Annotated in this window: 16 protein-coding genes; 7 read left to right on the top strand and 9 right to left on the bottom strand. The window is 64.4% G+C overall.

What is annotated here, in order from left to right:
• Window positions 1–30 precede the first annotated feature (30 nt).
• The 4 genes from GC148_RS04985 to GC148_RS04970 are packed head-to-tail and all read left to right on the top strand — an operon-like array spanning window position 31 to window position 3370.
• Window positions 31–1158 carry a Re/Si-specific NAD(P)(+) transhydrogenase subunit alpha gene (locus GC148_RS04985; protein WP_291069235.1) on the top strand — a complete coding sequence of 376 codons (1128 nt, stop codon included), beginning with the start codon at window positions 31–33 and terminating at the stop codon, window positions 1156–1158.
• Window positions 1155–1520, top strand: coding sequence for a proton-translocating transhydrogenase family protein (locus GC148_RS04980; RefSeq protein ID WP_291069233.1), 366 nt, complete (start codon window positions 1155–1157; stop codon window positions 1518–1520). Before GC148_RS04985 ends, GC148_RS04980 begins: the two co-directional genes overlap by 4 nt.
• Before the next feature lie 3 nt (window positions 1521–1523).
• Complete coding sequence (locus GC148_RS04975; protein ID WP_291069232.1) at window positions 1524–1952, top strand: hypothetical protein; 429 nt, start codon at window positions 1524–1526, stop codon at window positions 1950–1952.
• The gene (locus GC148_RS04970) at window positions 1952–3370 is read left to right on the top strand and encodes an NAD(P)(+) transhydrogenase (Re/Si-specific) subunit beta (RefSeq protein WP_366063190.1); all 1419 of its coding nucleotides are present in this window, start codon (window positions 1952–1954) and stop codon (window positions 3368–3370) included. Before GC148_RS04975 ends, GC148_RS04970 begins: the two co-directional genes overlap by 1 nt.
• A 57-nt stretch (window positions 3371–3427) precedes the next feature.
• Here GC148_RS04970 and folK read toward each other — a convergent pair whose 3' ends face one another.
• The 4 genes from folK to GC148_RS04950 form a co-directional block, all read right to left on the bottom strand.
• Complete coding sequence (gene folK, locus GC148_RS04965) at window positions 3428–3967, bottom strand: 2-amino-4-hydroxy-6-hydroxymethyldihydropteridine diphosphokinase (RefSeq protein ID WP_291069229.1); 540 nt, start codon at window positions 3965–3967, stop codon at window positions 3428–3430.
• Window positions 3960–4325 carry a dihydroneopterin aldolase gene (gene folB, locus GC148_RS04960; RefSeq protein ID WP_291069227.1) on the bottom strand — a complete coding sequence of 122 codons (366 nt, stop codon included), beginning with the start codon at window positions 4323–4325 and terminating at the stop codon, window positions 3960–3962. Before folB ends, folK begins: the two co-directional genes overlap by 8 nt.
• The gene (gene folP, locus GC148_RS04955) at window positions 4322–5158 is read right to left on the bottom strand and encodes a dihydropteroate synthase (RefSeq protein WP_291069225.1); all 837 of its coding nucleotides are present in this window, start codon (window positions 5156–5158) and stop codon (window positions 4322–4324) included. Before folP ends, folB begins: the two co-directional genes overlap by 4 nt.
• A 77-nt stretch (window positions 5159–5235) precedes the next feature.
• Complete coding sequence (locus tag GC148_RS04950) at window positions 5236–6198, bottom strand: alpha/beta hydrolase (RefSeq protein ID WP_291069224.1); 963 nt, start codon at window positions 6196–6198, stop codon at window positions 5236–5238.
• Window positions 6199–6268: 70 nt separating this feature from the next.
• On the opposite strand from GC148_RS04950, the gene GC148_RS04945 reads away from it, so the two are divergent.
• The 3 genes from GC148_RS04945 (at window position 6269) to GC148_RS04935 (ending at window position 10245) form a co-directional block, all read left to right on the top strand.
• Window positions 6269–7489 carry an aminotransferase class V-fold PLP-dependent enzyme gene (locus GC148_RS04945; protein ID WP_291069222.1) on the top strand — a complete coding sequence of 407 codons (1221 nt, stop codon included), beginning with the start codon at window positions 6269–6271 and terminating at the stop codon, window positions 7487–7489.
• Window positions 7490–7580: 91 nt separating this feature from the next.
• Window positions 7581–8567: a haloalkane dehalogenase gene (locus tag GC148_RS04940; protein ID WP_291069221.1), complete on the top strand. Its 987-nt coding sequence runs from the start codon at window positions 7581–7583 to the stop codon at window positions 8565–8567.
• Window positions 8568–8586: 19 nt separating this feature from the next.
• On the top strand, window positions 8587–10245 hold the full coding sequence (locus tag GC148_RS04935) for a sulfatase (protein ID WP_291069220.1): 1659 nt from the start codon (window positions 8587–8589) through the stop codon (window positions 10243–10245).
• Window positions 10246–10258: 13 nt separating this feature from the next.
• On the opposite strand, the gene GC148_RS04930 is transcribed toward GC148_RS04935, so the two are convergent.
• Genes GC148_RS04930 through GC148_RS04910 form a run of 5 tightly spaced genes read right to left on the bottom strand, consistent with a single transcriptional unit; the run spans window position 10259 to window position 14658 of the window.
• Window positions 10259–11182, bottom strand: coding sequence for an SUMF1/EgtB/PvdO family nonheme iron enzyme (locus GC148_RS04930; protein WP_291069218.1), 924 nt, complete (start codon window positions 11180–11182; stop codon window positions 10259–10261).
• On the bottom strand, window positions 11179–11793 hold the full coding sequence (locus tag GC148_RS04925) for a TetR/AcrR family transcriptional regulator (protein ID WP_291069216.1): 615 nt from the start codon (window positions 11791–11793) through the stop codon (window positions 11179–11181). Before GC148_RS04925 ends, GC148_RS04930 begins: the two co-directional genes overlap by 4 nt.
• Complete coding sequence (locus GC148_RS04920; protein ID WP_291069214.1) at window positions 11794–12879, bottom strand: MBL fold metallo-hydrolase; 1086 nt, start codon at window positions 12877–12879, stop codon at window positions 11794–11796.
• Window positions 12876–13346, bottom strand: a complete 471-nt coding sequence (locus GC148_RS04915; protein ID WP_291069212.1) for a DUF1330 domain-containing protein — start codon at window positions 13344–13346, stop codon at window positions 12876–12878. The genes GC148_RS04920 and GC148_RS04915 overlap by 4 nt, the downstream gene beginning before the upstream one ends.
• 22 nt (window positions 13347–13368) lie before the next feature.
• Window positions 13369–14658 (bottom strand): DsbA family protein, encoded by a 1290-nt coding sequence (locus GC148_RS04910; protein WP_291069211.1) that lies wholly within the window; start codon window positions 14656–14658, stop codon window positions 13369–13371.
• Window positions 14659–14751 lie beyond the last annotated feature (93 nt).

Raw genomic sequence — 14751 nt, 5'->3', positions numbered from 1 at the left:
CGCGCAAGGTTTAACCTAATCCAAGGCTCCATGAAGATATCAGTGCTCAAAGAACGGCAACCCGGCGAAACCCGCGTGGCGGCAACTCCGGAGACAGTCAAGAAGCTCGTGGGCCTCGGCCACACGGTCACGGTCGAATCCGGCGCCGGCACGGTCGCGGGCTTTCCGGACCCTTCCTTTGCGGAAGCCGGCGCCACCGTCGTCGACGGACCAGCCGCAGCGGCGGGCGCCGACATTGTCTTTAAAGTACGCCGGCCCCTGCCGGATGAGGTCGCGGCGCTTCCCGAAGGCGCCGCCCTGATCGCCCTGATGGAGCCCTTCGCCTTCCCGGCCAGCGAAATCGCGGCGCTGAACGCGAAAAAGATCGCAGCGCTGTCGATGGAATTCACCCCGCGCATCACCCGCGCCCAGTCGATGGACGCGCTGTCGTCCCAGTCCAACCTTGCCGGCTACCGCGCCGTCATCGAAGGCGCCCAGATCTATGGCCGCGCCATGCCGATGATGATGACAGCGGCGGGCACGATTGCCCCGGCGAAAGTGTTCGTCATGGGCGTCGGCGTCGCCGGCCTCCAGGCCATCGCCACCGCCCGCCGTCTCGGCGCGGTCGTCACCGCCACGGACGTGCGCCCCGCCGCCAAGGAACAGGTTGCCTCGCTCGGCGCGAAGTTCATTGCGGTCGAGGATGACGAGTTCAAGGCGGCCGAAACCGCAGGCGGCTACGCCAAGGAAATGTCGCCGGAATACCAGGCGAAACAGGCTGCGCTGACCGCCAGCCACATTGCCAAGCAGGATATCGTCATCACCACCGCGCTGATCCCGGGCCGTCCCGCACCCGTGCTGATCACCGAGGAGATGGTGAAGTCGATGAAGCCCGGCGCGGTCATCGTGGACATGGCCGTCACCCAAGGCGGCAACTGCCCGCTCTCCAAGGCCGACGAAATCGTGGACGTGAACGGCGTCAAGGTTGCCGGGTTCTCGAACCTGCCGGCCCGCCTGCCCGCTGATTCGTCCTCGCTGTTCGCAAAGAACCTGCTGGCCTTCATTCCGTTGATCACCGCCGAAGGCGGCGCGATCAATCTCGATACGGACGATGAGATCGTCAAAGCCATGCTGCTCACGCGGAATGGCGCCACTGTCAGCGAAAGGCTCAAGTCATGAAGCGCGCCCTTTCCATCATCGCCGCTGCGGCGCTCGCCCTGCCGGCGCATGCCGATGCCGGCGGCATCGAGTCGACCGTCTTCCTCGCGGCCATCTTCGCGCTGGCCTGCTTCGTCGGCTATTATGTCGTCTGGTCGGTGACGCCCGCCCTGCACACACCGCTGATGGCCGTCACCAACGCCATCTCGTCGGTCATCGTGGTCGGTGCGCTGGTTGCCGCCGCCGCACATGGCCTGTCGCAGGAAGGCTGGGTCGCCAAGATCCTCGGCGCGGTCGCCGTGATGCTCGCCAGCGTCAACATCTTCGGCGGCTTCCTCGTCACCCAGCGCATGCTGGCCATGTACAAGAAGAAGGGCCAGTAACACGTGACGCTGACCCAGGCCCAATCGCACTTCGATGCCTATGCCGACGCGTTCTCGCGCCGCGACATGGGCGCGATTGCGGCCATGTGGCGTTTCCCGTGTTTCATCTCTGACCAGAATGGCGGGGCCGGCTTCCGTGACGCGGAGGCCTTCCGCCGCAACCTCGACCGTCTGAGCGGCTTCTACGATGCACAGGGCGTGGCGCATGCCGATGCCCGGGTTCAGACCGCAACAACCGATTTTGACGGGGTCGCGCAAGTTCGCGTCGACTATCGTCTCGCCGACGCACACGGCCAAACCATCATCGCCTGGCCCACGGACTATGTCCTGCGGCGCGGCGAAGATGGCGCCTGGAAAGCCTGCTTTGCCATCGCCGATGGTGAAGTCGCAGCATGGGCCGAACGCGGCACGCCGCTAGGAGCAAAAAATTGATCGATTCATTCCACTCTACCTGGGCGCCGCTGCTCTATCTCGTCTCGGGCGTGCTCTTCATCCTCGCGCTGCGCGGGCTGTCCAGCCCCGCCACCAGCCAGAAGGGCAACCGCAACGGCATGATCGGCATGACCATCGCCGTCGCCACCACGCTGGTGCTGCTCTGGGACAAGCTTGATCCGGTCACCTGGGGCCTGATCATCGGCGCGGTCGCCATCGGCGGCACCATCGGTGCCATCATCGCCCGCCGCATCCCGATGACGGACATGCCGCAGCTCGTCGCCGCCTTCCACTCGCTCGTCGGTCTCGCCGCCGTGCTCGTGGCGTCGGCTGCGCTCTATGCGCCCGACAGTTTCGGCATTCTCGGCATCACCGGCATCAAGGCGGCCTCGCTGATCGAACTCGGCCTCGGCGCCGCCATCGGTGCGCTCACCTTTACCGGTTCGGTCATCGCCTTCGCCAAGCTCAACGGCAACATGAGCGGCGCGCCGATCCTGCTGCCCGGCCGCCATGTGCTGAACCTCGCCATCGGCGCCGGCATCGTCGCCTTGCTCGCGATCCTGATCCAGTCGCACGGCACCGCCCATTGGGCGTTCTGGGGCCTCACCATTCTGGCGCTCGTGCTCGGCATCACGCTGATCATCCCCATCGGCGGCGCCGACATGCCGGTCGTCGTATCGATGCTGAACTCCTATTCCGGCTGGGCCGCCGCCGCCCTCGGCTTCACGCTCGGCAACTTCGCCCTGATCATCACCGGCGCGCTCGTCGGCTCGTCCGGCGCCATCCTTTCGTACATCATGTGCAAAGGCATGAACCGATCTTTCATCTCGGTCATCCTCGGCGGCTTCGGCGGCGAGGATGCAGCCGCGGCTGCCGGCGGCGCAAAGGTCGACCGGCCGTACAAGCGCGGCTCGGCAGACGACGCCGCCTTCATCATGAAGAACGCCTCCAAGGTCATCATCGTTCCCGGCTACGGCATGGCCGTCGCCCAGGCCCAGCATGCGCTGAAGGAAATGGCTGAGAAGCTGAAGGAAGAAGGCGTGGAAGTGAAATACGCCATCCACCCCGTTGCAGGCCGGATGCCGGGTCACATGAACGTGCTGCTTGCCGAGGCCCAGGTGCCCTACGATGAAGTCTTTGAACTCGAAGACATCAACTCCGAGTTCAATTCCTCCGACGTCGCCTTCGTCATCGGCGCCAACGACGTGACGAACCCGGCCGCGAAGACCGACAAGTCCTCGCCGATCTACGGCATGCCGATCCTCGACGTCGAGAACGCCCGCACGGTGCTGTTCATCAAGCGCTCAATGGGTTCGGGCTATGCCGGCATCGAGAACGAGCTGTTCTTCAACGACAACACGATGATGCTGCTCGCCGACGCCAAGAAGATGGTCGAGGACATCGTCAAGGCGCTCTGATCCCGCCTCTCCTCACACGCGAAAGTGTCCATAAGTCAGACCCGACTTGTGGGCCGTCTAAGGACGGTTTGTGGTCGGGCGAGACGCCTGTTTCAGGCCCTCGAACGCGATCTCTTGTGCAACACACGCCTGCACCGGATCGGTGTTGCGCAAGGCCTCCGCGTGCGCCGAAACCGTCTGCCCCCCGACCAACCAGTCGGGGGCGACGTCGGCCAGAGGTTCCAGCACGAACCGGCGCTCGGTCAGGCGCGGATGCGGCAAGATCAGCTCTGGCGTCGTCATCTCGGCGCCTTGCATCATCAGGATGTCGACATCCATCTCCCGTGGTCCCCAGCGCTCGCGCGGCTGCCGGCCGATTTGTTGCTCGACCGCCTTGCAGGCGGCCAGCAGGTCCAGCGGCGCAAGCGGTGTCTCGATCCGCACACAGAGGTTGAGGAAATCAGGTTGCGTAACGCCGCCCCAGGGCGCGGTGCGAAACACGCGGGAAACCGCGAGGATACGGATGCCGGGTGTTGCGTTCAGCGCCGCAAGGGCGTTGCACAGGCTCGCCTCCCGGTCGCCCAGATTGGCGCCGAGGCCGAGGCAGGCTTCAGGCATTCCGGCTCCGAGTGACAGCCACGCCGACATGATCGACGAAATGCCGGATCGGCGCGGAAGGCTTGCGCACGGTGACCGTCACGCGCTTCACCAGCGGCTGAGTGTCGAGCACCGCCTGCGCGATGCGTTCAGCAAAGGTTTCGATCAGGTTGAACACGGTCTCTTCCGACAGCTTGGCGGCGAGGTCGCACAGCGCGCCGTAATCGACCGTATCGCGCATCAGGTCCGTCGTTGTCGCCGGGCCCGCCAGTTCGCAATCCATGTCGAGGTAGAATTTCTGCCCGAGATTCTTCTCGGCATTGTGAACGCCGTGGAAGCCGTGAAGGCAGAGGTTCGAAACGAAAACGCGGTCGCTCATCGGTAATTGGTCATCTCGCTGTACATGTCCAACGCATCGCGATGATGCGCAACATCATGCACCCGCAACACCTTGGCCCCCATCTGCACCACCTTCAATCCCACCGCCAACGTCCCCGACAACCGCTCCTCCACCGGCCGCCCGGTCATCCGCCCAATGAACGATTTGCGCGAAACACCGACGAGAACGGGGCGGCCGGAGTCGACGAGGACGTCGAGGTTGGCGAGGGCTTGAAGGTTCTGTTCGTAGGTTTTCGAGAAGCCGACGCCGGGGTCGAAAATCAGGTGTTCTTGCGGGATTCCGTATTGTGTGGCGCGCGCATAGGTTTCGGACACGAAGGCAGCCATGTCGGCGCGCAGGTCCAACGAGGGGTTGGCGGCGCCGCGGTTGTAGGTGGCGACGACGAGCGAGCCGGTTTCGGCAACGGTTTTGGGCATGTCGGGATCGCGGGTCATCCCCCAGACGTCATTGATCACCACAGCGCCGAGCTCTGCCGCGTTGTGGGCGACACGCGCCTTGTAGGTGTCGATCGAGAGCGGCAGGCCGTCTTCCTGGCCGAGCGCAGCCAGCACCGGCTCGACGCGTTGCCATTCTTCGCGGGCATCGACTTCGATGGCGTCGGGGCGCGTCGATTCCCCGCCGATGTCGAGGATGTCGGCACCAGCCTCACGCATGCTGGCGGCGTGCGCGAGTGCGGGCTCGAGCCGGTCGAACTTGCCACCGTCCGAGAAGCTGTCAGGGGTGACGTTGAGAATGCCCATGACCAGAATGCGCCGCCCGGCCAGTTCGTGAAGGAGCGCGTCGCGAATTTTGCTGCGTGCAGCCTTGTTCATATCGCCTTCCCCCGCTTTGGGTTTTGCTCCCTTAGCAGCGCCAGACGCAGAGGCAAGGTCTCAGTTCGGAACCGGATTCAGTCGTTCATGCCGGATACAAAACTCGCGAGCGCTTCGGCCTGGACCTCAAAGGCCTTGGTACCCGGGGTGACGAGTTCGACATGACCCGTATCGGGCACCACGATCAGCGCCGTCTGGTCGCCCTCCGCTTCCGCACGGACCGTCAGGGCCTCCCCCAGCATGGGCGGCGCGATGCGGTCCTCTGCGCCGTTCACGCTGACAAACGGAAAGCCGAGCGGGAACAGGCGCGCGGGTGACGTATCCTCAAGCGGATCGGGGCGTTCCGAGCTCGGCTGGCCCACAAGCGCGTCATAGACAGCATCGAGACAGCCCGGCTGGGTGACGGGCCGCGAGGCTTCAAGGTCGGCAAGGCCGCCGGACACAACGACGCCCTGGAACTCCAGCGGATCAGTGACGCGGAGCGGGCTGTTATCCGGCAGGCGGCTGCGGGCGGCAGCCCAGAGGATCAGGTGTCCACCGGCCGAATGGCCGAGGCCGGTGACGCGGGACAGGTCCAGATTGTACTCACCGGCGCGCTGCGCCAGCACATCGACGGCCGCGCCGACATCCAGGAAGGTTCCGGGATAGCCGCCGCCGGCTTCATCGACGCCCCGGTACTCGATGTTCCAGACCGCCCAGCCCTTGTTGCGAAGGCCATCCGCCATCCAGTTCATCAGCGTCATGTCGGCAATCGATTTCTGCCAGCAGCCACCATGCACCACGACGACGACCGGAAACGGACCGGCCCCCTCGGGCAGCCAGAGATCGACAATATCGGTGGACCCCTCGCCCCAGCGGATTTGCTGCGTGGCCGTCACCGGCGGACGGCTTGTAAGGTGGTCCCATGTCATCAGCTTGGCGGGCGCAGCGGGCACTTCAGTCGCCTCTCTGGCCGGCAGGACCGAAGGCGGCATCTCGGTAGACGGCGCACAAGCCGCCAGCGCAAAGAGCGAAACCGCCGCAACCTGAAACTTCCACACACCACTCTCCCTTGCCGCAACGACCTTGAGGGCTACTGTCGCACCTTCACCTGAAGAGGCAACCGCCCGTATGCGCCAGATCCCGACCTCACGCGCTGACGCGGTCGAGTGCGACCGTGCCGATCCACTGGCCGCCCGGCACGGCCTGTTCAACCTGCCGGACGGGATCGCCTATCTGGTGGGCCATTCGCTGGGTCCGCCGCCTGCGACGGCCGGCGCCCGCCTGAACGCCGCGATGCAAGATTGGCAGAGCGATCTGGTGCGGAGCTGGAACAGCGCTGGCTGGATCGACCTTTCGGAACGCACCGGCGGCCAGATCGCGGCGCTGATCGGCGCCGAGCCGGGCGAAGTGATCGTGGCTGACAGCGTATCAGTGAACCTGTTCAAGCTGGCGGCAGCGGCGCTGCCGTTGGCGCGCAGATACGTGCTGTTCGTGGAGGAGGACGAGTTTCCGACCGACCAATACATCGCGGCGGGACTCGCGGGCGTATCGGGCGCCGAAGTGCGCCGCCTGCCTTCCGGCGGCACGTTCGACGCGCTCAATGCGGGCGGCGTTTATCTCAAGAGCGCGGTCAATTACCGGTCCGCCGAAGTGGCCGACATCGCCGCGCATGAACGCGAAGCGGCTGCGCATGGCGCGCTGATCCTGTGGGATCTGAGCCATGCGACCGGCGTGTTGGATCTGGCGCTGAAGGCTGATGGCGCGCGGCTGGCTGCAGGCTGCACTTATAAATACCTGAACGGCGGCCCCGGCGCGCCGGCCTTCGTTTATGCGGCGCACGACATCGCCGGACTGCTACGTACGCCTTTGCCGGGCTGGATGGGCCATGCAGCCCCGTTTGCCTTCGACGGCGGCTACACACCGCGTGAGGGCGCGGCGCGCTTTGCCAGTGGCACGCCGCCGATCCTTTCGCTGGCGGCGCTGAGCGGCGCCCTGGAGGCGATGGACGGCGCGCCGCTGAGCGCCTTGCAGGCGAAGGCCCGCGCGCTGAGCGCCATGGCGATTGCCCGCGTGCAGGCGATGGGGCTTGAGGTCCTGTCGCCGGTCGAGGACGCGAAACGCGGCGGGCATGTGAGCGTGCGGATGGCGGAGGGGTATCCCGTGGTACAGGCGCTGGCGGCGCGGGGCGTGATGGCGGATTTCCGCGCGCCGGATACGGTGCGGTTCGGCTTCTCGCCGCTGTTCCTGCGATATGCGGCGGTCTGGGACGCGCTGGATGCGCTGGCGGACATCTTGGCCAGCAAGAGCTGGGATCAGCCGCAATTCCATGCGCGCGCGAAAGTGACGTGACCCCCACATTCGCGCCGGGCCAGATTGACGGCGGAAGTTATTGGCACTATCAGTGTCATATCATGGACACGTTGCCGAGGAGCCAGCCCGCTTGAAGAGTCTCAGAACGCCCGACGCGCAATTCGAAAACCTCTACCAGTACGATTTCCTCCCCAACTATCTCACCGTGTCCGGCGCGGACGGCACGCCGCTGCGCATGCATTACCTGGATGAAGGGCCGCGCGACGGCGAACCGGTTCTCTGCCTGCACGGGCAGCCTTCGTGGAGCTATCTCTATCGCAAGATGATCCCGTTGCTGACCGCAGCGGGCTACCGCGTGCTGGCGCCGGACCTGATCGGTTTCGGAAAGTCAGACAAGCCGACAGAGATGGACGACTATTCCTATTCCGGGCACGTCGCGTGGCTGAATGACTGGCTGACGAAAATGGACCTGACCGGCCTGACGCTGGTGTGCCAGGACTGGGGCGGGCTTATCGGCCTGCGCGTGGCAACGGACCAGATTGACCGGTTCAAGCGGATCGTCGTGGGCAATACCGGCCTGCCCGGCACGGCGATGCTGACCGACGAGATGTCGGCTTTCATGGAGCAGATGTATGCTTCCGTTCCGATGCCGAACACGGACATGGTGCGCGAGGCCTTCCAGTCCGGAGGGCCCGGCGCGTTCCTCTACTGGGTGAAGTATGCGAGCGAGTCGCCGGACTTCTCCGTGCGCGATGTATTCAAACTGCTCTCAGGCATTCAGGACGACCGCATTCTGGACGGATATGTCGCTCCGTTCCCGGACGACCGCTATATAGCAGGCGCGCGGAAATTCCCCGCGCTGGTGCCTCTGCTGCCCAAGCACAAGGACGAGCGGCTGGCGAATGACCGGGCCTGGGCCGTTCTCGAAGCGTTCAAGGGCCGGACGTTGATTGCGTTCAGCGACGGCGACCCTGTGACCAAGGGCGGCGACGCGATTTTCAAGGCCCGCATACCGGGCGCAGAATCTGTTATGATCAAGGATGCCGGTCACTTCCTGCAGGAAGATGCGCCGGAAGCCTTTTCGAACGCGATCATCGACTTCATGAAAAAAGACTGACACCCAAGGGGAAGCGCATATGAAACGGATCCTGCTGATTGGCCTTGCGGTCATTCTCGGTCTGGGGGCCCTCGCCTACGTCAAGAGAACATCGATCATCCTGTTTCTGGCGAGCCGCGCGGAGCGGCCGGAAGTCGAACCGAACCATCCGATCGCCTGGCAGCAGGGACCCGCGGAAGCGGCGCTCCCAGCCGGCGAGCGGCCGCCGAACATCATTTTCATCCTCGTCGATGATCTCGGCATCAATGACCTCTCGACGTTCGGCGGCGGTGTGGCGGGTGGCCGCGTGCCGACGCCGAACATCGATGCGCTGGCGGCGCGGGGCGCCATCTTCTCGACCGCCTATTCAGGCACAGGCACCTGCGCGCCCTCGCGGGCGATGCTGATGACCGGGCGCTATCCCACGCGGACGGGTTTCGAATTCACGCCAACGCCGAATGGCATGGGCCGGATCGTGTCGATGATCTCCAATGAAGCTGACACCGGCTTGCCGAAGGTTGTGTTCGACAAGAAAGCAGCGGACGCAGCGCCCGACTTCGAGAACCAGGGCTTGCCCGGCGAGGAAGTGACCGTCGCAGAAGTGTTGAAGACAGCCGGATATCACACGGTGCATATCGGCAAGTGGCATCTCGGCAGTGCGGGCGAGTTCACACCCAATGCGCAAGGCTTTGACGAAAGCCTGCTAATGACCGGACTACTTCATCTGCCGTCGGATGATCCGGATGTCGTGAACGCCAAGCTTGATTTCGACCCAATCGACAAGTTCCTTTGGGCGCGCGGCGATTTCCAGACGACCTACAATGGCAGCAAACCGTTCCGGCCGGGCGGATACCTCGCCGACTACTGGACCGACGAGTCGCTGAAGGTGATCGAGGCGAACAAGAACCAGCCCTTCTTCTTGTATCTGGCGCATTGGGGTGTGCACACGCCGCTGCAGGCGACAAAGGAAGACTATGAGGCGGTGGGTGATATCGAGCCGCATCACCTGCGGGTGTATGCCGCCATGTTGCATGCGCTGGACCGCAGCGTCGGCCGGATCGTCGAAAAGCTGGAGGAAGAGGGTCTCGCGGACAATACGCTGATCGTGTTCTCCAGCGACAATGGCGGCGCGGGCTATATTGGCCTGCCGGGCATCAACGATCCTTATCGCGGGTGGAAGATCACGCTGTTCGAGGGCGGGATCCGTGTACCGATGTTTGTCAGCTGGCCCGGGCACATCCCGGCGGGCACGACGATCGACACGCCGGTGGCGCATATCGACCTGATGCCGACGCTTGCGGCGGCAGCCGGGGCTGACTTGCCGGCGGACGTGGAGATCGACGGGCGCAACCTGCTGCCGCTGGCGGAAGGCACGGGCGGACTGGAGCGGCCGGACGATGCGATCTTCTGGCAGAGCGGCTATTACCATGTCGTGCGGGCGGGCGGCTGGAAGCTGCAGGTGGACGGCAAGCAGAAGAAGACATGGCTGTTCGATCTCAACACCGATCCGACCGAGGCGAACAACCTCGCCGACGCGCGGCCGGACAAGGTGGCGGAGTTGCAGGCGCTGCTCGACCGTCACCTCGAAGGGGCGCGCAAGCCTCTCTATGCATCGACCACGGACATTCCCGTTGCGATCGACAAGACCGGCGCCGAGATGGCCGAGCCCGGTGACGAATATATCTGGTGGCCGAACTGAAGGCAGGCAGGGGTTAGTCCGCGGCCGATGGGCCGCGGACGATGCGGAAGCCGATATGGCTGGCCGAGAAATCGCTTTCCTGCGGATGGCGCGCCGCCGGGCGGTAGCGGCGGCAGTAATTGTCGGCGCAGAGGTATGAGCCTCCCTTGAGGGTCTGGTTTCCCTCGCCGAAGGGCGTGTCCGTCCATTCCCAGACATTGCCGATCATATCATAGAGCCCGGCTTCGCTCGGCGGGAAACAACCGACCGGTGCAACTCCGGCAAAGCCGTCCGTGGCTTCGTTCGTGAACGGAAAGAATCCTTGCCAGGTATTTGCGACCGGCGCGCCGGCCTCCGTGTAGGCACCGGATGCAGGCTTTGCCGGATTTCGCAGACCGAGCGTCGCGGCATATTCCCACTCTTCCTCCGATGGCAGACGCCCGCCGGCCCAGGCGGCGTAGGCACGCGCGTCGGCGAGCGTGACATGCACCACAGGGTAATTGTCCCTGCCCTCGATGTCCGACCCCGGACCTTCAGGCGTGTGCCAGCTGGCACCCGGCACGAGCACCCAGCGGTCCAGATCACCGGCGACGCCGGTGGGCATGCGGAACACCGCTGAGCCCGCGCCCGGCCGGCCCTCGGCCACGCCGCGTTCGGCCTCGGAGACGTATCCGGTTTCTTCAACGAAGCGCGCGAACTGGGCATTCGTGACTTCATGCGCCTGGATTGCGAACCCATCGACATGGAGGACGATTTCGGGCGATTCTTCAGGATAGATCGCGAACGCGCCCTTGGTGTAGCGGCCCGATGGCAGCGAGACGAATGTGCCGATGGCTTCGGCGCCAAGGCCGCATGCGGGCGAGACGGCGGTGGCCTCGGACGCTGCCGCGTGATCCGGCGCAGGCGCGCCGCATGCCGCGAGAGCGAGCACCGCCGACGCGGACACCCAAGCCCTCATGGCGCGACCAGGCGCTCCACGGTGAGGCAGACCACTTTGGCGGCTTCGGCCGCTGACAGTTCGCTGTCCTGACGCAGGCGGCGCCAGGACTGGAAGCTGACCGCGGTTTCGATAGCGGCAAACAGGACCGGATCGTTTTGTACCGCCTCCGGCAGCTGCGCCTTCAGGGCTGCGCGTTCCATCACGAGGTTGCGCCGGTATTCCTCCATCAGGAAGCGCGACTGGAAGCGGCGGATATTCGCCGAGACACGCACGGGCAGCACATGCTCGTAGATGTCGAAACGCCGGCGAAGATGCTCAATGAGCCGCTCGCGCCATTCGCGCGCTTCGAAGGGCGCGAAAACTTTCGGCATGATCTCCGCGGTGATCCGCTCGGCCATCTCGATGTAGAGGCTGTCCATGTCCTCGAAATGGCGGAACACCGTGCGCAGGCCGACCTCCGCGCGCTCTGCCACCTTGGCCGCGCTGGGGCTCATGTCGCCCTCACGGATCAGCTCGAACATCGCTTCGATGATCTGCGCGCGGCTGCGCTCGCTGCGTTGGCGCCGGCCGTCAGGTGCTTCAGTTTTGCTGCTGGCCGTCTCCAGCCGCACGATCTTGTTCTGGGTCATTCAGAAGGCCCTTGTTCTTTTTAACTCACTGCTGCCCGCCGGCAGTGAATAGATGAGGCCATCTTCGGCGACCTGCATCGGGCCGGCGAACTTACCTTTCGCATCTTTCATGAACAAGGCGTTGAGTGCACGCGAGGGCAGCGGCGGAATGGTATGGTAAAAGACGAGCTGACGCACACCGGCCTCGGTCGCCGACCGCGCGGCGTCGTCTGGCGTGGCATGATAGGTCAGGATGTCGTTCAGGATATGCGCAAGATCGGCCCGACCTGCCGCGGCGGCGGCATCGTGCATCTTCGCCACCATTTCGCGGTTGAGCGCCTCGTGGAACAGGATATCGACACCCTCAGACGCCGCCACGAGATTGGCGTCGTAGATCGTGTCGCCGCTGAAGGACACTGCGCGGCCGTTGTAATCGATGCGGTAACCAAAAGCCTCCTCGACCGGCTGGTGATTGACGCGAAACGCAGTCACCGTGACGCCGTCCTGTTCGAAGATGACCACCTGCCCGCCAGGCCCCTTGGGAATGACCACCGGCATGGGCGCACCGCCCCGGCCTTCGGGATTGGCGATATCGACACCGTGATGCGCGGTCCGGTAGGTGCCATCGATGCGGTAAGCCGCGTTGAACCCATTGACCAGTTCGTCAACGCCGGGCGGACCATAGACCGGCAGCGGCACATCGCGCCCGCCATTCACCCAGGCCTGCATGAGCTGTTCGCCAAGTCCGTCCATATGATCCGAGTGCAGATGAGTAAGCAGGATCGCGTCAATCTTTCCGATGGGATATCCCATGCGGATCATCGTGCGCGCACCGCCCGAGCCGGCATCAATAACGAAATGATGCTGGCCTGCGATCACCGCCATACAGGGACCGTTACGCTTCGGATCCGGCAGGGGCGTGCCGGCGCCGCAGACGAACACGTGCAGTCCGTCGCCTAGCGCGGCTTCGCGGTCGACACTGAAGTTCTGTTTGACGGCCCGGTCAAAAATGAACCCGGCGATCTGGATGCGGAACAGGAAGCTGCCGACGAAGGCCGCGATAGCAAGAATCAGTACACAGATCAGTAGACGACGCGTGAGGCTCATTGGCCACCCCCTTCCGACTTCAGGATCATTTCAAGGAAGGGCGATGGCGTTTCGGTCTTTGGCAAGACCGTTTCGATGTTCAGCTGGCCTTTGAGACCGGCCGCCCGGTGAACGGAAATTTCGCGCCATTCTTCAGAGAGCGACATACGCACCATGGAACCGCGGTCGGGGTACATGGCAATCGCGACTTCATCCCAGAGCTCCTCAACCTGACCGAGCGCGAGGAAGGTAACGTCTGCCGCAAAGATTCCGCGGCCGCCGAATTTCGGCAACAGCGCCGAGACCGCGCGTCCGTAGATCATGTAGGCATCGCGGCCCGACATGTCGGCATCGCGGCCATCTTCATATTCCGCCTTGTCCTTGAACTTCAGGAGGTTGACCATGAAGATCGGACCGTCAGGACCTTTCTCGATCATCGCCTGCAGGCGCGCCGGATCGGTGGGGAACACCTCGTTGACGACTTCCATTCTTCATTCCTCCTTGTCCGGACTACCCGGTCTGCTTTCTCAATTCGTCCTCGACCAGCCACAGCCGGTCCTGACCCCATGTGATGACATTGCCGACCCGGAAGCTGGGAACGCCCCAGACGCCGAGAGACACCATTTCCGCCCGGTTGGCCTCTGCTTCGGCGCGCCAGGCGTCGGTCTCCAGATGCGGGCGCGCGTCGGCCCAATCGAGCCCGGCCGCTTCGACGATCTGGCGCATGCCAGCGTCGCTGCCGGCGTCAACGCCCTGCGACCACACGCCTGCAAGGAACGCGTGGCAATATTCGAAGCCCCGCCCCTGCTCGCGCGCCCAGGGCAGCAGCGAATAGCCGCGCTCGACGGGTTTGCCGACCGGATCTGCGATCTTGCCGAACGGTACGCCAAGGCGGCGCGCCTCGCGGGCTGTGTCCAGCGTGATGTAGCGGCCCTTCATCCGGGGCACCGGCAAGCCGCGCATGACCATGGGCAGCACATAACGAAGCTTCAACTCTGCCCCGTAGGCATCGGCGAGTGCCTTGGCCCGTTGCGCGACGATATACGTGTACGGACTTCTGAACGAGAGATAGTAGTGCAATTCTGGCTTGACCACAGGTGCCGGACCCGCTGCCTTGCCGGACGGTGAGACCGGCGGCGGGAAGATCACGCTGTCGCCTGTGTTAGGCTTGCGCGCGCCGAGCTCCATCAGTCGTGTTTCGAGATAGTGGAGCCGGTCCACACCCCAATACCATTCGCCACCATAATGGAAGGTGCCACCGAGATAGTGGCCGAGCGCCTCACGCCGCGCACTGCCTTCGGCAAGGCGGGCACCGAGTTCGGCCGCATCGCCAGATGGGCCAGCAAGCTCTCCGCGCCAGGCCGCGGCGCTGATCGCGGCAGCATCCTGAACGAAGCGCCCAGTATCAATGGCAGCGGCGAGCTGCAGGCCGGCGCGCAGCAGCTGGTCAGGCGCGGGCTGGTGGCCGGGATCAGTGAAGCTGAGACCGGCCTTGACCGCCAGCCGCTGCGCGTCCTCGCGCGCATAGGCTTCCAACTGGGCCCGCTCAGGCGCTGCCCAATCGGGCGCGGGGTTGACCAGGTGCACTGACAACGCGACGTCGTAGCGCGATACGAAGGCGGGCAGAACCTGCAGGCAGAGGTGTGAGTATGGGTCTGTCACGTCGTGGAAATAGTCCACCACATGAGGGGCATTGGCCGCCTGGCGCTTGGTTTCCTGCATGGTCCGGTTCCGCTTCAATCGCTTTTCACTGGTGATGCTCGCCGCGACCCGCGAGACGAGAAAGGTCTTCAAGGACATGACAAAACGCGCCCCTTTCCGGGTTGAGAACCCTTGCGGGCGGGCAACAAAACCGGACTGGCCATTCGGGCGGTTCACGCCTTTCTCGATCGA

The sequence above is a fragment of the Hyphomonas sp. genome (assembly GCF_016125515.1).
GTDB lineage: Bacteria > Pseudomonadota > Alphaproteobacteria > Caulobacterales > Hyphomonadaceae > Hyphomonas.
Note: the sequence above shows the minus strand (reverse complement) of the source record. Positions and strands in the feature narration are given on the sequence as shown.